The sequence below is a fragment of the Pseudomonas sp. B28(2017) genome (assembly GCF_002113025.1).
Classification (GTDB): Bacteria; Pseudomonadota; Gammaproteobacteria; order Pseudomonadales; family Pseudomonadaceae; genus Aquipseudomonas.
Genome location: NZ_NEJH01000001.1, coordinates 928140 through 949474 on the forward strand (window position 1 = coordinate 928140; position 21335 = coordinate 949474).

Consider the following 21335-nt stretch of genomic DNA (forward strand, 5'->3'; position numbering starts at 1 on the left):
GATTAGGTTGGACCACATCAGAGAGCCCCGACGCCGCGTGTCTAGTGAGAGATATGAGCTCTTGAAGATGGTCTACCGCCCATGGCAACGTAATGATCTTTACGTGGAATCATTAGCCAACTCAACTAAACGACTATTTAGTTGAGTTAAGTCTGGACTGATCTCGTGCGTATTCGACTGTTGCGTTGTTGGAAGCAGCTACTCTTCCTCTAGCCCCCTCTCCCTCTATAATTATTCGATTTACAACATTAGTACGAAACTGAATCGTCTCAGGTTTCGTAGACACCTCTTCAGGTAAACCATCGCCGCGGTGATGACCATGTCCTGGTCTTCACTACGGTTCGAGATTGCAGAAACGGCGCTTCACCGCGTCGTGTCAAAAACTAAAGTTAACGTGGACGTGGCAAGGTGGACCACGGTTTGTTCCTTAACGAACTCATCCCTGCCCTGCTCTATCGTTTTAACGAGAACCAGTCGGCGGTAACCGCCGTCGAAGAGTGTTCCATCTCTCGCGCACCTACAAACGCAGAGCCTTGGAGGTCAGTTTGACTGACGGGATGAGGAGCGACCTCGCTAGAACGTCGCTCCTCTGAATCCAACAACGCTTACCTCTTCAATGACTATCGACTCGCAAGACTTTTGCTAGCAACATCGCCAAACCGCCGACGAGCATCAGCGGTGCGATGGTGACATCCGTTCTGTACTACACAGGCTAGCGAAGCTCGACTCCTGTCCTACAACATGTGCCCATTTACATGCTCGCGTTAACCCGCGATCTTTATTGCGAGTTCAGCGACGTGTTTACCCTGGAAACGCGCAATGTCCAGTTCATTTTGTGACGGTTGCCGTTTACCGTCGGCGCCTGCCAGGGTGGTCGCGCCATAGGGCGTACCGCCGGTGATCTCGCTCATGTTGGTCAGCCCTGCGCAGCTGTAAGGCACACCCACGATGACCATTCCCTGATGCAGGAGTGTGCTGTGGAACGACGTAATAGTGGTTTCCTGGCCACCGTGTTGGGTGCCGGTCGACGCAAAGACACTGCCGATTTTCCCGACCAGCGCGCCGCTCATCCACAGTCCGCCGGTCTGGTCGAGAAACGTGCGCATCTGTCCCGCCATATTGCCAAAGCGCGTCGGTGTACCAAAGATGATGGCATCGTAATTGGCCAGCTCGTCAGGTGTCGCCACCGGTGCCTTCTGGTCAAGTTTGATGCCGATGGCTGCTGCCTGTTCGGCCGGGATGGTTTCAGCGACACGCTTGAGCGTCACGTCGGTGCCGGGTACGGATCGTGCGCCTTCGGCCACTGCGCCAGCCATCGTCTCGAGGTGACCGTACATTGAGTAATAGAGAACCAGTACCTTCGCCATGACTTTTCTCCTGGATTAAGCGCCATTCGATTGATTAGGAAGATCTTGGGTTACACCACTGTCAACGAGCAACAGCGGTAGATGTAGTGCTTGGTCACGAACAAAACTGCGGTCCACACCCACCCGACTGCAGAGACTTTGACGGAGTGCGGATTAAACACTAGCAGCTCCATATGCTGCCTGTTGGCAGACAGAGCTAGTTTTTTATTGCTCCCCGTCCCAGAGCAGACCGCCAATCAACTGCTAGTGTTAAAAGTACGCGCAAGGCTTCAATACCATACTTACTTGCGCATCCCCTCTCGCGTCCACAGGCGGAACACCATGAGATACAACCTGTTTGAGAATCAGAGAAACGAGATCATCCTGCTCGCCCGCATCCTTCTAATGATCCTTTTCATAGTTTCCGGCTGGGGCAAGCTGACCAACTTTGGCGGTACCGCTGCCTACATAAGCTCACTCGGCGCGCCCATGCCCATGGTTGCTGCGGGGGTCGCGGTAGTCATGGAGTTCTTTGTCGCCATAGCGATAGTCGTGGGTTTCTACACCCGCCCACTCGCGTTTCTCTACGTCTTATTCGTACTCGGTACCTCTCTAATCGGGCATCACTTTTGGACTATGGTTGACCCAGAGCGCGCGGCCAACATGATCCATTATTTCAAAAACCTCAGCATCATGGGCGGCTTGCTACTGCTGGGCATTACAGGTCCTGGCAAGTATTCAATTGATGGCAGATAGCAACGCGCGCATAGGGGCATTCTGAGCTCAGGACGGTTTCTTTTTCTTGTGGGACTGTCCGTATGCTTGCCTGGACCTAAAAGATTCACATTACATACCCATGTAATGCTCGAAACGGTGCCCCTGAGATCTGTTGTAAGTTTTATGAGCTGCATCAAGTGCAGAAGACCGTCTGCAAGATGCTGGCCTTATTCGCCACCCCCTTCAATTCGCCTGACCTAAGATTTCAGAAGTTTGAGCCTATCTTGAGGCCGGCGATCAGTGCGTTATCCACCTCATCGCCATCTTCATCAACGGCTTGTCGCCCGCGGTCCGATAGGCCGAGCGGGAGCAAGAACTAAAATGCGTGCTGGTAACGCAACGTCAGCTGTGTTCCCTGCGAGCGATTTTCGGCACCGCTCTCAAAATACAGGTTGGCAAACAGTGTCTGTTTTCCTTGCCGATACATCACACCCGGCCCAATGCCCATGACTTGTTCCCGAGAGTCTTTCTGTCGATGTCCGTCGATCCGGTCATCGCTGATCTGCTTTAGTTGGTAGCCGGCCACCCCTACCCGCCAGTTATCAGACACGGCGTAAGACACCGCAAGATTACTGTGGATCGCCTCGCCTGGCTGGATGCTGTCTGCCTTTAAGGCGCACGCCGGATCGTTGTTGCGACTTGACCATGCATAGTGGAAACAACCGCTCACTTCCAAGCGATCAGTCAGCTCCCAAGTGAACACGTAATGGGGGTTAAACACCCAAACATTGCTGCCGGTGTTGATGTCCGAGTCAGCGCTGTAGGACCCCGTCGGCAACGAAAAAACAAAATTCAGCCGTTGCCAGTAAGGCCTGCCGAGTACCGAGCGCGGCGCCCACTGCAACAGGAACGGGCTAATCGGCTTGGCTCGGTGAGCAAATGAACAGCGAGCTGATACCGATGGCCTTGATTAACCCTGCCTGCTGGCGCATATCCTGCCTTCTTAGCTGCTGGCTAAAAAATACTGAACGGATAATCCACGATCACGCGGTATTCATCGGCGTTCGAATTACCTCGGGTGTTGCCCGGGGCCGTGTAACCGTCACCCGAGCGATGCGCGGCCCAACGTAGCGTCACGCTCCATCCCCTGGCCTTGCCGTCTGGCACCGCATAACGCAGGGCCACATCGCGTTCCCAATGGTGAGCATCCTTTCCGGAAGCGTTGAAGATGTAGCCATATCCCTTGCTCGCGGGATCTACACGGGTCAGATCGGCTTCGCCTCGGGTATAGGAAGTGCTGAACTGGACATTGGGGGCATCCAGAAACTTCAGGCTGGTCTGATATTGCAGCTTCCAGGATTTCTCCCCCGGGCCATTGAAGTCGGCGAACTGCTGAGAGTTGCTCAAGTAGAGAAACGACCGGTCATCCTGGGCCACGTAGTCAAAGGGTGTGTTGCCGTCGACTTTTTGTAAGCCCAGGGTCAGGCTCTGCCCAGCGCCGGACACCGTCAGACCACCGCTGTAGGTGTCATTGTCGATGCGTCCGAGCTGACTCTGGCCCTGATCGCGGGTTTTGAAATAGTGCAGGTACGGCGTCAGCGTGATTACTGAGGTTACCTTCAATGGCCAGCTGGCGCCCGCGTAGTACTGATTCCAGATGTCGCTCAACTGCCCGCCATACACCGTCAGGGTGATGGCCCCCGGCACACTGTAAACACCTCCGAGCCAACCCATGTGCGGGCTTTCACGATCGGCCGGCACACCAGCCTTGTTACTGGCGCCATAGCTGGTGACCAAATGGCTTTGACCACTCTGATTACGCAAACGGGTGGAGTCGACCCAACCGGCATCGAGGGTCAGGTCCGGCAGGCTGTAGTTCTTCAACCCAACGCCACGGAAGCTCTGGGGAAATACTCGGCTGACACCGCCGGCAACGACGGGGTTTTCCAGATACTGATCGCCGGCCTGGACCAGCGTGTCGAAGCCCCTGAATTTAAGTGCAGCTCCGGCTGCGGAAAACTCCGATTCTGGCTCTTTTTCCGAGTTCAGCGGAAGCAATCCGGCGCCACCGCTGCCTCCTCCGCCATCCAGTTTGAGCCCATAAAACCCATGCACATCTACACCCACGCCGATCGGCGTATCGGTATACCCGGAGCGAAACGACAGGTAGACAGCCTGTACCCACTCACGCTGATCGAGCCGAGCCGGGGTGTTGTGGTTATCGCGGCTGAAGTAGTAGTTGCGTAATATTGCATTGAACGAAGAGCCACTGACAAAACCGGCCGGCACCGCCATTTCCGCCTTTTGCCGATCATTGATGTCGGTGTTCAGGTTATCCCGTTGGCCCAGCGAGTTGTCTGCCTCGGCGTTATTCACTGCCAATGAAACACCCAGCGATAGAGTAACGCCCAAGAGTTGTTTCAGGGGAATGGTCATCGACGCTACTCCTGCTTACGGTTGAGAGTTTTCAAGCACCTTTACCGTGGCGGTGGTGCCTGCACGCAGGCGTCCCCTGCCGACATATTGCGGGTCTATCTGAATTCGCACCGGAACCCGCTGCGCCAGTTTGACCCAGGTGTAGCTGGGGTTGATATTAGCCAGCAAGCGATTGCCGGTGAGTTCTCCCGGTCAGTGATCGCAAAAGCAATGCTCTGCACGGCCCCGGCGAAAGTCTCGCCGCTCATCAACTGAATGCGGACCTTGTTGCCTTCATTGATTCTCGGCAGTTTGGTTTCTTCGAAGTACCCACTGACATAGAACGAGTCACTGTCGACCAACGCCAACAGCGCGCTGCCAGCACTGGCGTAGTCACCCTCGCGGGTCAACAGATTGGTCACATAACCGCTGACCGGCGCTGTCACCCGGGTTCGTTGCAGGTCCAGTTCGGCTTGGGTCAAGGCGGCAACGGCCAGCTGGACGTTGGCCTGCGCCAGACCAAGGTTGGCCTGATTTCTCATCAGTTCAGCCTGGGCCACTGCCACTTCGGTACTGGACTTCTCCCACTCCTCCCCAGAGATCGCGAAGCCTTGCTTGAGGGTGCGCCGTCTGTGCTTTTCGCTTTGGCGCTGTTTGAGCAAGGCCTCACTGGAAATGATGGCCGCCTGTGATTGGCCCTGAGCCGCTTTGGCTACTGCAACCGAACGCCTGGCATGCTCGACCGCCAGCGCATAGCGCGCCGGGTCGATTTCCAGCAGCAACTGGCCCTTCTCCACATGCTGGTTGTCCTGCACCGTCAAGCTGACGATGCGACCTGACACATCGGCGGACAGCGTCACTACATCGATGCCGCTGGTACTGGGCAGGCACCTCGGCGCAGCCCTGGCGTTGCTGGTATGGGGCGTGTTCACCTTCGCCGTGGTGCCACCGCTGCAGATGCGCGTGATGATCGCCGCTGCCGAGGCCCGGGCCTTGCTTGCTCGATCAACGTCGGCGCGTTCAACCTCGGCAACGCGGTGGGCGCGGCGCTGGGTGGCGTCGTCATCAGCCTGGACCTTGGCTATGCTGCAATACCGGTCGCTGGCGGTCTGCTGGCAGCGGGCGGGCTGTTGCTGGTATGGCTTGGCGGGCGCGGCAAGGCCACTGCCAACGCAATCGGCGAGGCTGCGTAAAATCAAGAGGTGCGCACTGAGGCCTAGCCAAGTCGGGACCGCCCTAGTACAACGTGGAGCAGTCCCTTGGAGGTCCCATGCAAGATCTACGTCAGTTGCGCTACTTCGTCGCCGTCGCCGAATGTGAGAACGTCGGCCGCGCGGCGGAGCAGCTACACATTTCCCAATCCCCCCTGAGCCGGCAGATCGCCCAACTCGAGGATCACCTCGGCCTGGCCCTGTTCGAACGGCGCAACCAACGGCTGTTCCTGACCAGTGACGGGCGCACTTTCCTGTCCGAAGCCCGCGGCCTGCTCAAGCACGCCGAGCGCCTGGAATCGCTGGGCAAGCGCCTGGGCCGCGGTGAGGAAGGCGGTCTGTGCATCGGCTACGTTAACCACGCCATCCATGCCGGCGTGCTGCCCGGCGCTGTTCGGGCGATCCGTGGCGAACGTCCGCAGATCCATATCGCCCTCTACAACATGACACCGAGAGAGCAGTTCGAAGGCCTGCGCCAACGCAGCCTGGATATCGCCCTGGTCTGCGAGTCCGTACCCGACAATGACCCAGACCTGCTTGCTCTGCCCGTGCTGGACGACCCCATGCTGCTGGCCATACCCGCCGAGCACCCGCTGGCGACCAGGGCCGAACTTACCCCCGCCGATCTGCATGAACAGGAGTGGATCATCACCGGCGGCCAACCCGACCAGATCAACAAACGCGATGACTTCATCGCCCGCTGCGCCGATGCCGGCTTCACCCCGCGCCTGTCGCTGGAGGCGACCGACCCGCTGAGCGTGCTCGGGCTGGTGTCCGCAGGGCTGGGCCTGGCTATGGTGCAGAGCAGCCTGGCCGCCAGCGCGGGCCCTACGGTGGTGTTGCGCCAGCTGGACTGGTTCAGGCCCTGCGTGAAGCTGTGGGCAGCCTGGCATCAGGTGGACCTGCGACCGATCGTGGGGGTTTTCCGCGAGCGGGTGTTGGCGCTGGCTCAAAAGACCAGAAAGGTCTGAACCAAGTCGAATTATGTCTTTTACAGTCTGTACGCGTCCCACTAGCATGCCCCCCATCGATGCAACTCACCCACAGGAGCCATCCCATGAACATCGACCTCGGCGGACGCACCGCCATCATCAGCGGCTCGACCGGCGGTATTGGCCTGGCCATCGCCCGCGGCCTGGCACGTGCCCATGCCGATGTAGTCATCGCCGGCCGTAGCCAGAAATCGGTGGATGCCGCCCTGGCCGAACTTCGCGCCCAAGGCGGGCGTGGCCAGGTACAGGGCGTCGTCGCCGACCTGGGCACCGCCGCTGGCGCCGAAACCCTGTTCGCTGCCCACCCAAAGGCCGACATCCTGGTCAACAACCTGGGCATCTACGACGATGTCGACTTCTTTGAGGTAGCTGACAGCGAGTGGACCCGTTTCTACGAAACCAACGTGCTGTCCGGCGTGCGTCTGGCTCGCCACTATGCCCCAGGGATGGTGGAGAAAGGCTGGGGGAGGATCCTGTTCATCTCCTCCGAATCGGGTGTCGCCATCCCCGCCGACATGATCAACTACGGCGTGACCAAGAGTGCCAACCTCGCCGTCTCTCACGGCCTGGCCAAGCGTCTGGCAGGTACCGGCGTCACCGTCAACGCAGTACTGCCAGGGCCGACCCTGACCGACGGCGTCGCCAACCTGGTGGCCGAGGCCGCCAAGGTCTCCGGCCGCAGCATCCGCGAAGAGGCTGACCATTTCGTGCGCAGCGCCCGCCCGAGTTCGATCATCCAGCGCGCCGCCGAAGTCGACGAAGTCGCCCACTTGGTGGTCTACCTCGCTTCCCCTTACTCCTCCGCCACCACCGGCGCAGCCCTGCGGGTCGACGGCGGTGTGGTCGACAGCCTCGCGATCTGAATTCAGCTTGCTTGGAAACAAGGGCCGCACAGCGGCCCTTTGTCATTGATGACTTCGATTCAACACACCTTTGCCCCTCGATAAACCTTTGCCGCAACCCGGTCCTGGCCAAGTGCTGGTGGCCATCCGCGTGATCACCAGGTTGACGCCATCGCCCGCCAGGGCCTCGGCGCAGCCCTTGCCCAGCCCTTGGCTGGCGGCGCAGACGATCGCCCCGCGACCTTTGATACCCAGATCCATGATCGGCTCCGTATTGAGTGAATAGTCAGGGTACGTGCACGCAGAGGTCACAGACCCTTTCGTAAGGACAGGGCCAGTGCGATTGCCTGGAAGGTGCTACAACACGCCGCGGCTGCACACCCCATCCACCAGGCGATTGATACCCAACGGGTTGGCATTCTTCAGTGCATCGGGCAGCAGCGCATCGGGCAAATTCTGGTAGCACACCGGCCGCAGGAAGCGGTCGATGGCCAGGGTACCGACCGAGGTGCCACGGGCGTCCGAGGTGGCCGGGTACGGGCCGCCATGGACCATGGCATCGCTGACCTCGACGCCGGTCGGGTAACCATTGATCAGCACCCGCCCGACCTTCTCCTCCAATGCAGCCAGCAGGTCACCCGCCTTCAGGAGCTCGTCCGGTTCACCGATCAGGGTGGCGGTCAATTGCCCCCGCAGCCCGGCCAGGGCCCGGTGCAGCTCCTCACGGTCGGCCACTTCCACCACCACGGTGGCCGGGCCGAACACCTCTTCCTGCAGCAGCTCGTCGCCTTCGAGCAACAAGCGCACATCGGCCTTGAACAACTGCGTCGACGCCTGCATACCGTCCTGGCGGGCGGCGCTCAGGCGTTGCACCTGCGGGTGCGCCTCCAGGGCGCACAACCCTGCCGCGTAGCTGGCCAGGGTGCCGCGGTTGAGCATGGTCTGCGCCGGCTGGTCGTCCAGTTGCAGGCGCAAGGCCTCGATAAACGCGCTGAATGCGGGCGAGCGCAGGCCAATTACAAGACCTGGGTTGGTGCAGAACTGCCCTGCCCCTTGCACCACCGAAGCGCTCAGTTCGCGGGCGATGATCTCACCACGCTGGCGCAGGGCCTCGGGCAAAACCAGCACCGGGTTGATGCTGCTCATTTCGGCAAACACCGGGATCGGCTGCGCACGCGCCGCCGCTAGGTCGCACAGGGCCCGGCCGCCCTTGAGCGAACCGGTGAAACCGACCGCCTGGATCGCGGGGTGGCGCACCAGACGCTCGCCGACACCACTACCGAAGATCATGTTGAACACACCGGCAGGCATCTGCGTGCGAAGGGCTGCTCGCTCGATGGCATCGGCCACCTGCTGCGCCGTGGCCATATGCCCACCATGGGCCTTGACCACCACCGGGCAGCCAGCGGCGAGTGCGGCGGCAGTGTCGCCACCCGCGGTGGAGAACGCCAGCGGGAAATTGCTGGCACCAAACACCGCCACCGGACCCAAACCCAGGCGGTACTGGCGCAGGTCCGGGCGCGGCAGTGGTTGGCGCTGGGGCAAGGCACGGTCGATGCGCGCACCAAGGAAATCGCCCCTGCGCAGCACCTGGGCGAACAGCCGCAACTGGCCGCTGGTGCGGCCGCGCTCACCATTGATGCGTGCTGGCGGCAAGGCGGTCTCGCGCCCGACCAGCGCTATGAAGTCGTCACCCAGGGCGTCCAGCTCGTCGGCGATGGCCTCAAGGAAGCGCGCCCGGTGCTCCGGCGCCAGGGCACGGTACGTCGGGTAGGCCATAGCTGCCGCTTGGGCAGCGGCGTCCACCTCCCCATCAGTGGCTTGGTGAAAGAAACCGGGCAGGCGCTCGCCGCTGTGGGCATCGATACTGTTCAGTAGCACCGAGCCCAGGCCGCTACGGCGCCCGCCGATGAAGTTGTATCCGTCGGACATGGAAATTCGCTCACAAGAAAATCGGGGATCACTGGATCGGCGAGAATGCCGCCGGCATCAGCAGCTTGGACTCCATGCGGACCAGCATGGGGAAGGCCTTGGGGATGAAGTGTTCGAGCCAGTCTCGGTCTTCGTAGAGCGCGGCGCGGCGGCGGATACGGTCGTCCAGGCTCTCATAGGCCCAGATGTGCACCACTTGGTTGAGCTCGCCGATCTCGGTGTACCACCAGCCAACCAGGGTGGCGTAGCGCGAGATCACCGGCAGACCTACTTTCTCGAAGTGTTCCAGGTATTCCTTCATCTTGCCGATGTGCAGGGTGTAGGTACGCATTTCATAGAACATGGACAGAGCTTCCTGGACAGGCGTGCCCGCGACCGGGCACGCAGTGAGTAATGGGTTTCAGAGGTTGCCGTGGTAGGCGTCGGTAATCAGGCGCTCGACATCGCGGGCCGTGGTCAGGCGCGGGTTGACCAGTACGTTACCGCTGCGCATGGAGTCGCTGACCATCTGCGGCAGGAACTCCAGATCCACACCCAGTTCGCGGATGGTGGTGGGAATACCGATGGCGCGGTTCAGCGCCACCACCCGCTCCACCGTGCAGGCCGCAGCCTGCTCCACGCTCAGGGCGGTGACATCGGCCCCTAGGGCGATGGCGATGTCACGGAAGCGCTCCGGGCAGGCTGGAACATTGAACTTGATGACATAAGGCAGCAGCGCGGCGTTGGCGATACCGTGGGGGATGTTGAACACGCCTCCGAAGGTATGGGAAATCGCGTGCACGTTGCCCAGCTTGGACTGGGAAAAAGCCACTCCGGCAAGGAACGAGCCCAGCAGCATCTGCTCGCGAGCGGCCATGTCGGTGCCGACGAAACAGCACTTCTCGAGGCTGCCCGCGATCATACGGATCGCCTGCAGGGCCATGGCCTGGCTGATTGGGTTGGCCTGACGCGAAACATAGGACTCGATCGCGTGGGTCAGCGCGTCCATGCCGGTGGCGGCCGTGATCGAGGCCGGCAGCTTCAAGGTCAGCGCCGGGTCGAGGATCGCCAGGCGCGGGAACAGCTGCGGGCTGATGATGACTGTCTTGAACAACGTCTGCTTGTTGGTGAACACCGTCGAGGCGGTGCACTCACTGCCGGTGCCGGCGGTAGTCGGGATGGCGAAGATCGGCAGCGGCGGGTTGACCAGCTTGTCGTAGCCTTCGTAGTCGAGAATGTTGCCTGGGTTGGTGGCCATTGCCGCCACGCCCTTGGCGGTGTCGATGCTGCTGCCACCACCCACGCCGATCACCGCCTTGCAATCATTCTCGCGCAACAGGCGCACGGCAGCGTCCAGGACGTCGGTACTGGGGTTAGCTTCCACCGCCGAGAAAAGGTGGTAGTCGATGCCGGCCTGCTCCAGGGATGCAAAGAAACCACCAAGGATACCGGCATCGATCAAGCCCTGGTCGGTGACCACCAGCAGCGCGCCCTGGACATAGGGCTTGAGCAGCCCGCCGGCCTGGTTGGCCAAGCCTTCACCGCACTTAGCGAGGGTGGGGAAATGAAACTGGAAGTTGCTCATGGAAGATCCTCTGGCACGTGGAGCCGTGTTGTTATTGTTGAACCCGCCGAGCTTCGCGACGGGCCGTGCCTGGGCAATCTAGGGAGGGGGACAGGCGCTGGATAATGAAAAGAGCTGATCCGGGGATAACCATGGCTTATCGATAAGCAGCGGTTATCCATGGATCAGCTCTTTTCATTACCTGCTACCCGCCAGGGCTCCAACAATCGGAGCGCACACAGCCCGAGCACGTGGCGGAGGCATGGGTAAGCCCGCCGCCGCAGGCTTCGGTTGATGTGCATCCCGATAATCACAAGAACGAGCACTGCGATGAAGACCACCGCTTCCCCGGCTGTCCTGACACTGGACGCCAACGCCCCCATGACCACGGTGCGCTGGCGCATCTTCCTGATCCTGATGCTGCTCACCGCGATCAACTACATCGACCGCGCCTCGCTGTCGGTAGCCCTACCGCTGATCGCACCGGAATTCAACCTGACGCCAGCCATGGAGGGGCTGATGCTCAGCGCGTTCTTCTGGTCGTATGCGCTGATGCAGATTCCCGGTGGCTTGTTGCTGGACCGCTTCCACACGCGCGGCATCATCGGTGCCGCAACCGTCGCCTGGGGTGCTTTCCAGGCGCTCGGCGCAGCCTCGCACCACTGGCTGGTGCTGCTGACACGCATCGGCTTGGGTGTGGCCGAATCGCCAATCATGCCCGCCGGCGCCAAGCTCAACAGCTCCTGGCTCACCCCCAATGAGCGCGGTCGCGGCGCCGTGCTGGTGGACGGCGGCGCCCCATTGGGCAGTGCCCTGGGCGCGATCCTGATCTCCGCGCTGATCGCCTGGCTCGGCTCTTGGCGCCTGGCCTTCGTGATCGCTGGGGTAGGTACCATCCTGGCTGGCATCCTGGCCTGGAAGTACATCCGCAACCACCCCGGCGAACACCCGGGCGTCAACGAGGCCGAGCTGCGACATATTACCGAAGGCAACGCCAGCGCTCATGCCGCTGCCGCCAAGATCAGCACTCCCCTGCGCGTGCTACTCAAGGATCGCTCGATCTTCGCCATGTTCGCCGGCTACAGCTGCATCCTCGCGGTGTTCTACGGCTTGCTGACATGGATGCCCAGCTACCTGCACAAGGCCCACGGCCTGGATATCTCGGCCATGGGGGGGCGACCTTCATGATCTTCATGTGCGGATTCATCGGCGAACTGGTCGGCGGCTGGATCGGAGACAAATGGCGCGCCAGCGGCGCTTCGCCGAACCTGGTAATGCGCTCGATGTTCAGTGGCTCGGCACTGGTCGCCGCAGCATGCATCCTCGCCGCCGCTTTTGTCGCCAGCACGGGCCCGGTGATCATCCTGTTGTGCGTGGCGATGTTCTTCATCCGCTGGTGTGGCATGTACTGGTGCCTGCCGGCGATCATCGGCGGCCCCTCGCGTACTGGCGTGCTAGGCGGGGCCATGAACTTCTGCGGCAACATGGCCGGGGTGCTGGTGCCGATCGTCATTGGCCTGATCGTACAGTTCACCGGCGAGTACTTTTTCGCATTGATCTTCTTTGTCGTTGCGGCGTTGCTGATTGCCCTGTTCTCGAGCCTGATCGACTACCGCGAACGGCAGTTCTGAGTGTGGGCGGGGCCGAAACAACGGCCCCATTGCACCTACTGCGCGAGCAACTCGTCCACCAACAATCGCGCCGCATGGGACAACGGCGAAGCCACCCGGTGCACCACCCCGAACGGCTCGCTCAACGCCCGCAACCGCACCGCCAGCGACACCAGTAAACCGCGCTGCTCGGCGAATGCCGCCACAGTACTGGGTATTACCGCCACCAGGGTGGGGTCTTCTTCCAGCAGCATGAACGTGGTGAAGGTGGACGAGGTTTCCAGGGGATAGCGCGGCACTTCTACCCCTGCCTCGCTCAGCTCGCGCTCCAGAGCCTGGCGCATGGGCATGTTGGCCGGGTAGACGATCCATCGGTAGCGGCTCAGGTCGCCCACGTCCAACGCCTGCGCCCCGGCCAGCGGATGCTGTGGATGGGCCACCACCGCCAGTGGTTCATGGGCCAGCTCCAGGAAGACATAATCCGCCGCGTTGCGCCCAAGCCCCGGGCGACAGATCGCCAGGTCCAGGCGCCCCTCATCCAGTTGCGCCAACAGGTTGGCGCTGGTGTTCTCGACGATCTCCACCGCCAGCTGCGGCTGCTTGCGCCGCAGGTGCCCCAGCGCCCCCACCAGTGTCGGTATGGCACCCATGATGCTGCCCACCGCCAGGCGCCCGCCCTGGCCTTGCACGATCCCCAGCACCTCGTCGCGCAAATGGCCCAGGTCGCTGTGGATCAACCGTGCATAGCGCACCACGCAACGTCCGGCATCATTGGCCACCAGGCCGCTGTGCTGGCGCACGAACAGCGGCACACCAAGAATCTCCTCGACCTCGCGCAACGCTTTGGTTGCCCCGGGCTGAGAGATGGCCATAGCCTCGGCGGCCTTGTGCAGTGAGCCGCAGCGATCCAGCTCGATGAGCAGACGCAACTGACGCAAACGCAGTCGGGCGAAAATACTGTCCAGGGATGGAATCATGATCTCCTTAACGCTCCGCACCAGCCAATACGATCTGACGAAACTCGCTCACAATCGGGCGCAGGTCAACACGGTGCCAGGCTGCCCAAAGGCCGATGCTTTGCTGCAACCACGGCAACTCGCGCAGCACCACTTCAGGGTTGCTGTCGCCGCCAATGCTCTGCTGGATCAGCGCCAACCCCAAGCCAGCGGACACCAGCCCCAGCGCACTCAATGGTTCGACGGCCTCCAGCCGGATCTGTGGCGCAAAGCCTGCCTCCACGCAACGGGCCATGAAACGCTCACGCCGGTTGGGGGTCGCGTGCCCGTCGACCATGATCCAGTCCTGCTCGTGCAGATCGACGGGGTCAATCTGCGCCTTGTCTGCCAGTGGGTGCCCAGAGGGTAGCGCGAGATGGAGCGGGTCTTTGAATACCGGTGTTACCAGCAGATCCAGATCACCCTCCGGTATCGGCTCGCACACCAGCGCGATATCGAGGCTGCGCTGGCGCAACCCCTCGAATTGCTCCTGGGCCGTCAGGTTGTACAGGGCGATATGGATTCCCGGCCGCTCCTCACGCACCTGGCGCAACGCCTTGGGCAACACCCCAGCATGGATGGCGTGGTTGACGTAGCCGATGCACAGCCCACCCGACTCGCCCCGGCCCAGCCGGCGGCCGAGTGACTCAAGTCGTTCGGCGTGTTTCAGCAGGGCCTTGGCCTCGTGCAGGAAGGTGCGCCCATCGGAGGTAATGCGCAGCCGTTGCTGGCTGCGTTCGAACAGCTGCAGGCCCAGGCGTTCTTCAAGCTGGGCAATTTGCCGGCTGAGCGGCGACTGGGAGATGTGCAGTTGTTCCGCCGCCTTGCCCACGTGTTCGAACTCAGCCACGGCGACGAAATAACGGAGTTGTCTGAAGTCCAGCATATCAGTCTTCGAAAATGAGCAAGGCCGTGGTTAACGGCGCGCTAAAACACGGTTCGGATGCGGGGCAGGCTGCTCAGGCTTGGGGCCGCTTTGCGGCCCCAAGTCATCCATCAACCTTCCAGTGCCTGCTTCAGCGCCGCCAGGCCATCCTGGTAGATGGTGGTGAACATCGCGGTCGCTTCGGCATCGCTGACACCGACCGGCACAAACGAGCCGGACCATTCCACGCGGGCCCCCTGGCCTGCCGACACCACGCGCAGGGTCGACTGGTAATCGCGAACCGGCGCCGGGCCTTGAAGGATGGTGTAGCTGTAGCTGCGCCCGGCTTCGTTGAAATCCAGCAGACGCTCGATGATGGTGTCGCCGTCGATGCTCTTGAGCGTGCGCACGCGACCGCCTTCGCTTAAGGTGCTTTGCGGAATGAACGGCAGCCAGTCGGGCAGAGCGTCGAAGCCGCCAATCAGTTGCCAGACACGGTCGGCATCGATGTGAAGGTCGATGGAAGATTGTGCAGTAGCCATGATGTTTCTCCTGGGGTTCAACCCCGATGATGTGGTAAGGACAGGGCCGCGGCGCGGCCCCGCAAAGTCATTTCAAACAGTTGGAACAGGCGCCAGGGCATTGATCAGCCCTTGCTGTCGCAGGTCGTTCCAGAAGGCGGCGGGGATGACCGTACTCAGGGCCGCAAGGTCTTCGTTGGCGTGCAGCGGACGGGTCGAGCCCGGGATCGCTGCGACTACGGCCGGGTGGGCCAGGGCGAATTGCAGGGCGGCGGCCTTGACGTCGACACCATGGGTACGGGCGACCGAGCGGATGCGCTCGAGCTTCTCCAGCACTGGCTGGGTGGCCTTCTGGTATTCGAAGTGCTCGCCACCGGCAGTGACGCCAGAGCTGTAAGGACCGCCGACGACGATGCCAACGCCCTGCTCCACTGCTTGCGGCATGACACGTTGCAGGGCGCGGTCGTGGTCCAGCAGCGAATAACGGCCAGCGAGCAGGAAGCCATCGGGACGCGGCTCGTCCAGGTCGAGGGTCAGCTCGATCGGCTCGACCCGATTCACACCCAGGCCCCACGCCTTGATCACGCCTTCTTCACGCAGGCGGGTGAGGACACGGAAGGCCCCTTTGCGTGCGGTCTCGAAACGCTCCAGCCACTCGTCACCATAGAAGTCCTGGGCGATGTCGTGGATCCAGACGATGTCCAGGCGGTCGGTCTTCAGACGGCGCAGGCTATCCTCGATGGAACGCAGGGTAGCGTCGGCGCTGTAGTCGTTGACGATGCGGTTGCGGTTGCCGTGTTCGAACAAGCCGCTCTTCTCGCCCAGCTCACGGCTGGTAGGGTCTTCCAGTTCGTCGAGGATGATCCGGCCGACCTTGGAGCTGAGCACGTATTCGTCGCGAGGACGACCGACCAGGGCGTTGCCCAGGCGCGATTCGGAGAGGCCGGCACCGTAGAACGGCGCGGTGTCGAAGTAGCGCACGCCGTTGTTCCAGGCTGCGTCGACAGTGGCTTGTACCTCGGCCTCTGGCACATTGCGAAACATGTTGCCCAGTGGTGCTGTGCCGAAGCCCAGTGGATTGGCGATAAGGGATTTGAGGTTCATCTAATGTTTTCCTGGTAAGGGGAGTCGGTTATGAACTCCGATGGCGGCAATCCTATGCCGCCTCTACCAAGATCGTCCAAGTCATAATTCGACAGACTTGAGACCTTATAAGCATTACCCACTAAATCATTGTCGCGAATGTGCAGCTCTAGCTTTAGTCGATGAGTTGAGCCTAGGCATCTGTTCACGGTGCCAACGATGTGAGTGGCAGGTTTTCATGCCTGAGATCAAAAATATGTCTCTGATTACTTATTCAGTAACGGTCGCCGGACTGAATAAGCCTGAGGAAGCTAACTCTGCCGGGGGGCGCTAACTGCGCTACGCCCGGGCGCTGGAGCCCTTGCAGGCGATGCTCGCCACTTGCAACGTTGGCGTGCGCGTGTTACGTGATCGGGCCCTGCTATTGTTGGCCTGGAGCGGTGGCGGCCTCCGGCGCTCGGAGGTGATTGGCCTGCAGGTGGAAGACCTGCGCCGCCTGGATGGCGAAACCTGGCCGGTGCGACCAAGGCCTCTTCCGCTTCGACCAGTTGCAAAAGTGGGAGAGTGCCAGCGCGGTTTCCGGGATTCACTGCCAGGACGTACCAGGGCGTCGCATATCAAACCCTGAACAACCTCCACCACCGGTTAGTTTCGCTTCCGCTATAGCGTTACCGTAGCTTCGAAAAAATTTGTTCCGGAGCTCTCTTGGAAAAACAATCCGTTCTCAAGGTTGAACTAATTATGTTTGAGGAAATGTCCAGGCATCTTCCGACATTCGTCACCGGGGTCGCACCCAAACGTTTCTATTTAGTTTGGTTATATGGCGATCAACCAGTCTCGGCGCCAGAAAAAGAACAAGCTCCGTGCTATTTGAGAAGGCCGAGCTACTGGTAAATAACCACTTGAAGCCGGGCATGTTACCCAAGAACGGAACACTCTTAGGCTGCTCCAAAAACCTGAGGGGCAAGTTCTTGGTGAACATGGCGCGTTGACCAAGCCAGGCCGCTAGCGGCAAAACTTCGCAACACCGAATCGAAGGTACAGGATAAATTCGCCGAATCCATTTGACAGGCCACAATGAGTATCTATAGTCGATCTGCGGCTAATTGGAAGGAATCCAGTCTGCCAGAGCTAGAAACAGGAGTTGCATGATGTATACGATCACGGATGAACTACAGATGAACCGCGAAAAAGCCTACCAGAACACCCCCGACCACTCGCATATTGACTTTCGCAGAGAGCCACCGCGGCTACCTGCAAGTTGACGCCCCTCTTTTATTGCGTGCGCCACTAACGACGCACTGCACTCGCTCGTCACGAATAAAAACCAAACATTAAAAACTTGGTGTGCCGCCATGACCGAAATTAACTATCTGGATCAAGCAGCGACCTTTCTCCTAGGCGTCGAGCAGCAATCCCCTGGCTTTATCCTGCGTTCCGGGAGAACCGAGGATGTAAACAGCCTCGCAGAGTTATTTAGTGTTACCTATGCGCAAACGACCCATCCCTGCCTGAACCAGATCTATATCTATAACGCGATGATTTCCGGGTTGCAAAAGTGGTTCGTCGTTGAGATCGACTCGCTGATTGTCGGCTGCTTATGTATCGCCCGCCGCCCCTGGAACCAGTCGTGGGAAGTGTGTTACGGGGTGATACATCCAGACACCCGCAGAGCAGGTCTCATATCCAGCCTGGTAAGACTCGGCCTGGAAAGTCATTTTACTGAGCCTAACGAGCTGGGGTTCTATATCACTCGGAATATAGCCAGTCACTCGGTCATGAAGAAGATAAGAGCGGCCGTGCTAGTGGGCCATGACGGTGGCCCGGATATGGTCGATGGCATAAGGGAATATCACTTGACCGCCATACATCCTCGGACCGCGGACGGCTTCCGTCATATAGCGCCCTGGTATGCCAGCATATCCGGCACTGAGTTCATAAGCGACTACCTGTATAAGTCACTGAGGCTTGAAGCGGTATCCGATGCTTATCCAGCCACCCACCTGACCGGACCACAAGGGACCGATCAGCACGGGGCATTTCTCTACTCCTACGGCACTGCTGCAAAGGCCCTGATGCTGTCCGGTTATGTTGGTGCAAGCGAAACGGGGCAGGAAATCATGGATGAACTCAAGGCACTTCTGCAGCACTGGAAACGTGCCGAGTACATCAGTGCCTGTGTTCTTGCCGACAAACTGGAACTTATCAGCAGCATGATCAGGCTGGGATTCTCGATTACCGCCTACCTCCCCGCTTGGTACCAGCAGGATGGCGCCAGATACGACTGCATCTTGCTGGTGCTTCAGGACTTTCCTCAGGTGCCACGAAGCCATGGTTTCGATGCCGAGGTGATGTTCTTTGACCAAGCCTACTCCAGGCTGGCCAGTCATCTCTGCAATATCAGCCCCAATTAAAAACAAACTCTATCTATTCGACCGCCATACATCCCTAGAAAAATGACTATTGGATACTTCAGAAAATGACCAAAGAGCAATGGCTTGTTATTCGAAAACAGATCCCTGACGGCGCCAAAGAACCTTGGACAGTCATATTGTGGGTAGTTGACCTGCTGGTTCTCACCCTGGCCTGGAACCTATGGCTGAGTTCATCCACAGTCCTTCAAGGGCTGGCCTTGGTATTGGCAGGATTTTCCGTTCTGCAGGTCTACCTTATCCTGCATGAGGCGTTGCACGGCGCGGCCTCCGACAATCGCAACCTCAACAACTTCATCGGCCATTTCAGCGGCTGGCTGATCGCTCTACCCTTTCTGGTGCGGCGCCGATCTCACATGGCCCATCACACCTGGGCGGCCCACCCGATCAACGATCCGGAAAACAAAAACATGATCGAGAAGTTCGCGGTCATGACCAAGAAACAGGAACGGAGGCTGGAGTTCATGTGGAAGCACTGGATCCCCATGATCGCCGCCAACCATTTTCTCTCCAACTGGCGAGCGCCCTTTATTGCACGCACCCAGGGAAACAGCTCAGCGAGAATAATCAAAGAGATTCGTTTCGCCCGTATCTACTTGGTCGGTTACCTGGTAATGGCTGGGGTTGCTCTGGCCTTCGGTCATTTGGCGGACTTGGTGGTCTTTTATCTGGTGGCATGGGTGTTTCTCTGTTTTATGGTGGAGTTGCTGAACTTGCCCCACCACGCCGAGGCCCCGCTATTGCCCAAGGATGCCGATCGACTTCAGTACTGGGAACAGGACGCCATATCTCACGATTGCAAAAGTCTGCCGCTCTGGTCGCGCTTTATCATCCTGAACTTCAACCTGCATGTCGTTCACCACGCCTTCCCCTCGGTGCCCTGGTATCGCCTGTCCAGGGTCCACAGCCTGCTGAATCAACAGCAACACAGTCCGGTGGCATCGCAAATCAATGAATGGGACTTTGCCTGGAAAAATCGACGCCGGCCGCTGCTGAAACTGATGGGCCATTTTTTCGATCGTCGAGCCTGAAAGGGTTCAGTGGTTAGACGGTTGACGCGACAACTACCATGGAGTGCTAATGAATCGCAGGATTTTATAGGGCCACCGGCAATGGCAAGAACCATCGCTTATCAATTTTATGGGAAAATGTGCAATTAAATCCAGAGGCATGACCGCAGGTCGCGAATATATGCGTCATATATTCTTTCCTTGATAATCTTTGAATACGCATGTTCAACAGTTTGTTTGATCGTGGCCTGTTCCGTACCGATTTGAACTGATGAGCACGCCTCTACGCATGGCGAGGAACGCTATACAGGGAAAGTGAAAACCTGCATTCAACAGAAGGAACTGAAAATGACCGTGCCCAGTAAGGAAAACTGGAAGTTAGACATCATACATAAGGTGCTGGTGAAGGATGATGTAAAGGTCATCCTCACAGGCATCGAATCAGCTTTGGTAAGTACTCTAGTGCAAGCAGATGACCGGGTGGTGAGCAAAGAGGAGTTGATTCGAAGTATCGGTAGAGAGCCGAATCAGTACTGCGGCCTGGAGATGAGCCTTAGCCGCCTGCAAGACAAGTTCAAAAAGGTCACTAGTGGTGAGCGATTATTCTGCGCTGTTAGAAATCGAGGATATTGCTTGATCCAGAATATCGCCCACGAGCAATAACACCAAGTGGAGCCTTGTGCGGTTGTAGTACATGAAGAAGCGCACGATATCGGTTTGCGCTTATTCTGTTGTGCCATGGCCTTTGCCGAATACCCACTGCGATGATCAGAGTGAAACATCAGCCGGGATTCCCACGACCGAAGATCGGCGCCATACGCAGCGCTTATCGACATAACTCGACTAAATAGTGCCTCAGCCGAGTTGGCTTTTATTCTGCCCCGGCACCCTGTCCCGCCAAAAGCATGTTTTGTTGACCTGAAGTCAACCTGGGCCTCGAAGCCGTATCAGAAACCGGTCGACTTCCCTGCCCCTCAGTCTCAGCTAAGTTTCGCTGCGTATCGTCTCCCTTGCGCAAGTTCGGCGCTGCACAGGAGAGGCAACCCGCCCATGAAACCCGATACAGCCGGATGGCTGAACAAAGTACCCGAGGTGACCCTGTCATTCTGGGTGATCAAGATCTTGTCCACGACGGTGGGTGAAACCGGCGCGGACTTTCTCGCTGTCGATGCCGGCCTCGGTCTGGGCTGGACCAGCGTCGGCATGGCGACATTGCTGGCCGTCGCGCTGTTCATACAGATGCGCAAAACCGCCTGCGCGCCTTGGATCTACTGGCTGACCGTGGTGCTGGTGAGCATCGTCGGGACGCAGCTCACCGACATCCTGACTGACGTTCTCGACGTCAGCCTGTACACCAGCACGGCCGTGTTTTCTGTTTTGTTGGCACTCAATTTTTTTGTCTGGTATCGGGTGGAACACAACCTGTCGATCCGCGAGATCGTCACACCACGACGGGAATGGTTCTACTGGACGACCGTGCTCTGCACCTTTGCCCTCGGTACGGCGGCCGGTGACCTGGCCACCGAAGCACTCGGCCTGGGCTTCACTCTCGGCGCCGTGATTTTCGGCGCGCTGATCGCCGCGACCCTGGTGGCCTGGCGTCTGGGCGCCAATGTGGTATTGGCCTTCTGGGTCGCCTACATCCTGACCCGCCCGTTCGGTGCCTCTCTCGGCGACCTGCTGACCCAATCCAGGACCTACGGTGGCTTCGGCATGGGCGCCACCTGGACCAGCACGATCTTCCTGTGCGTCATCGTCCTGTTGGTGGCGGTCGCGCAGATCAACGTCGGCAACCGTAAAACCGTCACTCAGTAACGCTAA

17 protein-coding genes and 6 pseudogenes are annotated in these 21335 nt (G+C 59.5%); 10 read left to right on the top strand and 13 right to left on the bottom strand.

From position 1 onward, the window contains the following. Window positions 1–764: 764 nt before the first annotated feature. Window positions 765–1367: an NAD(P)H:quinone oxidoreductase gene (gene wrbA, locus CAF65_RS04210; RefSeq protein WP_085715153.1), complete on the bottom strand. Its 603-nt coding sequence runs from the start codon at window positions 1365–1367 to the stop codon at window positions 765–767. 321 nt (window positions 1368–1688) lie between these two features. Between wrbA and CAF65_RS04215 the strand changes: the two genes are divergently transcribed. Continuing rightward, on the top strand, window positions 1689–2102 hold the full coding sequence (locus CAF65_RS04215) for a DoxX family protein (protein ID WP_085715154.1): 414 nt from the start codon (window positions 1689–1691) through the stop codon (window positions 2100–2102). 337 nt (window positions 2103–2439) lie between these two features. Here CAF65_RS04215 and CAF65_RS04220 read toward each other — a convergent pair. The 3 genes and pseudogenes from CAF65_RS04220 to CAF65_RS04230 all read right to left on the bottom strand — a co-directional run. Then, a pseudogene (locus tag CAF65_RS04220) lies at window positions 2440–2982 on the bottom strand (transporter); the annotation flags it as partial. Between the two features lie 95 nt (window positions 2983–3077). Further along, window positions 3078–4499, bottom strand: a complete 1422-nt coding sequence (locus CAF65_RS04225; RefSeq protein WP_085715155.1) for an OprD family outer membrane porin — start codon at window positions 4497–4499, stop codon at window positions 3078–3080. A gap of 15 nt (window positions 4500–4514) precedes the next feature. Continuing rightward, a pseudogene (locus tag CAF65_RS04230) lies at window positions 4515–5344 on the bottom strand (HlyD family secretion protein); the annotation flags it as partial. Window position 5345: 1 nt separating this feature from the next. On the opposite strand from CAF65_RS04230, the pseudogene CAF65_RS04235 reads away from it, so the two are divergent. The 3 genes and pseudogenes from CAF65_RS04235 to CAF65_RS04245 all read left to right on the top strand — a co-directional run. Further along, window positions 5346–5671, top strand: a pseudogene (locus tag CAF65_RS04235) (MFS transporter); the annotation flags it as partial. Between the two features lie 77 nt (window positions 5672–5748). Then, on the top strand, window positions 5749–6660 hold the full coding sequence (locus CAF65_RS04240; protein ID WP_085715156.1) for a LysR substrate-binding domain-containing protein: 912 nt from the start codon (window positions 5749–5751) through the stop codon (window positions 6658–6660). Window positions 6661–6746: 86 nt separating this feature from the next. Further along, on the top strand, window positions 6747–7544 hold the full coding sequence (locus CAF65_RS04245) for an SDR family NAD(P)-dependent oxidoreductase (RefSeq protein ID WP_085715157.1): 798 nt from the start codon (window positions 6747–6749) through the stop codon (window positions 7542–7544). 111 nt (window positions 7545–7655) lie between these two features. On the opposite strand, the pseudogene CAF65_RS28440 reads toward CAF65_RS04245, so the two are convergent. From CAF65_RS28440 to CAF65_RS04265, 4 genes and pseudogenes are all read right to left on the bottom strand, one after another. Continuing rightward, a pseudogene (locus CAF65_RS28440) lies at window positions 7656–7784 on the bottom strand (3-oxoacyl-ACP reductase); the annotation flags it as partial. A 96-nt stretch (window positions 7785–7880) separates the two neighbouring features. Beyond that, on the bottom strand, window positions 7881–9455 hold the full coding sequence (locus tag CAF65_RS04255; protein ID WP_371918990.1) for an aldehyde dehydrogenase (NADP(+)): 1575 nt from the start codon (window positions 9453–9455) through the stop codon (window positions 7881–7883). Between the two features lie 28 nt (window positions 9456–9483). Next, on the bottom strand, window positions 9484–9798 hold the full coding sequence (locus CAF65_RS04260) for an NIPSNAP family protein (protein WP_085715160.1): 315 nt from the start codon (window positions 9796–9798) through the stop codon (window positions 9484–9486). 57 nt (window positions 9799–9855) lie between these two features. After that, the gene (locus CAF65_RS04265) at window positions 9856–11019 is read right to left on the bottom strand and encodes an iron-containing alcohol dehydrogenase (RefSeq protein ID WP_085715161.1); all 1164 of its coding nucleotides are present in this window, start codon (window positions 11017–11019) and stop codon (window positions 9856–9858) included. Between the two features lie 309 nt (window positions 11020–11328). Here CAF65_RS04265 and CAF65_RS04270 point away from each other — a divergent pair. Then, window positions 11329–12629: pseudogene (locus CAF65_RS04270) on the top strand (MFS transporter). 35 nt (window positions 12630–12664) lie between these two features. Here the strand turns inward: CAF65_RS04270 and CAF65_RS04275 are convergent. From CAF65_RS04275 to CAF65_RS04290, 4 genes are all read right to left on the bottom strand, one after another. Then, window positions 12665–13585, bottom strand: a complete 921-nt coding sequence (locus CAF65_RS04275; RefSeq protein WP_085715162.1) for a LysR family transcriptional regulator — start codon at window positions 13583–13585, stop codon at window positions 12665–12667. 7 nt (window positions 13586–13592) lie between these two features. Continuing rightward, the gene (locus tag CAF65_RS04280; RefSeq protein ID WP_085715163.1) at window positions 13593–14489 is read right to left on the bottom strand and encodes a LysR family transcriptional regulator; all 897 of its coding nucleotides are present in this window, start codon (window positions 14487–14489) and stop codon (window positions 13593–13595) included. A gap of 110 nt (window positions 14490–14599) precedes the next feature. Beyond that, complete coding sequence (locus CAF65_RS04285) at window positions 14600–15010, bottom strand: SRPBCC family protein (RefSeq protein WP_085715164.1); 411 nt, start codon at window positions 15008–15010, stop codon at window positions 14600–14602. Window positions 15011–15082: 72 nt separating this feature from the next. Continuing rightward, window positions 15083–16093 carry an aldo/keto reductase gene (locus tag CAF65_RS04290; RefSeq protein ID WP_085715165.1) on the bottom strand — a complete coding sequence of 337 codons (1011 nt, stop codon included), beginning with the start codon at window positions 16091–16093 and terminating at the stop codon, window positions 15083–15085. 322 nt (window positions 16094–16415) lie between these two features. On the opposite strand from CAF65_RS04290, the pseudogene CAF65_RS28665 reads away from it, so the two are divergent. Continuing rightward, a pseudogene (locus CAF65_RS28665) lies at window positions 16416–16586 on the top strand (integrase); the annotation flags it as partial. Between the two features lie 264 nt (window positions 16587–16850). Here CAF65_RS28665 and CAF65_RS29005 read toward each other — a convergent pair. Continuing rightward, entirely contained in the window at window positions 16851–17054 is a 204-nt protein-coding gene (locus CAF65_RS29005) for a hypothetical protein (protein ID WP_143492071.1), read from the bottom strand. A gap of 373 nt (window positions 17055–17427) precedes the next feature. On the opposite strand from CAF65_RS29005, the gene CAF65_RS04300 reads away from it, so the two are divergent. The 4 genes from CAF65_RS04300 (at window position 17428) to CAF65_RS04315 (ending at window position 21329) form a co-directional block, all read left to right on the top strand. Then, on the top strand, window positions 17428–18486 hold the full coding sequence (locus tag CAF65_RS04300; RefSeq protein ID WP_085715167.1) for a hypothetical protein: 1059 nt from the start codon (window positions 17428–17430) through the stop codon (window positions 18484–18486). A 65-nt stretch (window positions 18487–18551) separates the two neighbouring features. Further along, window positions 18552–19535, top strand: a complete 984-nt coding sequence (locus CAF65_RS04305) for a fatty acid desaturase (RefSeq protein ID WP_085715168.1) — start codon at window positions 18552–18554, stop codon at window positions 19533–19535. Between the two features lie 327 nt (window positions 19536–19862). Beyond that, window positions 19863–20177 (top strand): winged helix-turn-helix domain-containing protein, encoded by a 315-nt coding sequence (locus CAF65_RS04310; protein ID WP_085715169.1) that lies wholly within the window; start codon window positions 19863–19865, stop codon window positions 20175–20177. Window positions 20178–20564: 387 nt separating this feature from the next. After that, window positions 20565–21329 (top strand): hypothetical protein, encoded by a 765-nt coding sequence (locus tag CAF65_RS04315; protein ID WP_085715170.1) that lies wholly within the window; start codon window positions 20565–20567, stop codon window positions 21327–21329. The last annotated feature ends 6 nt before the right edge of the window (window positions 21330–21335 follow it).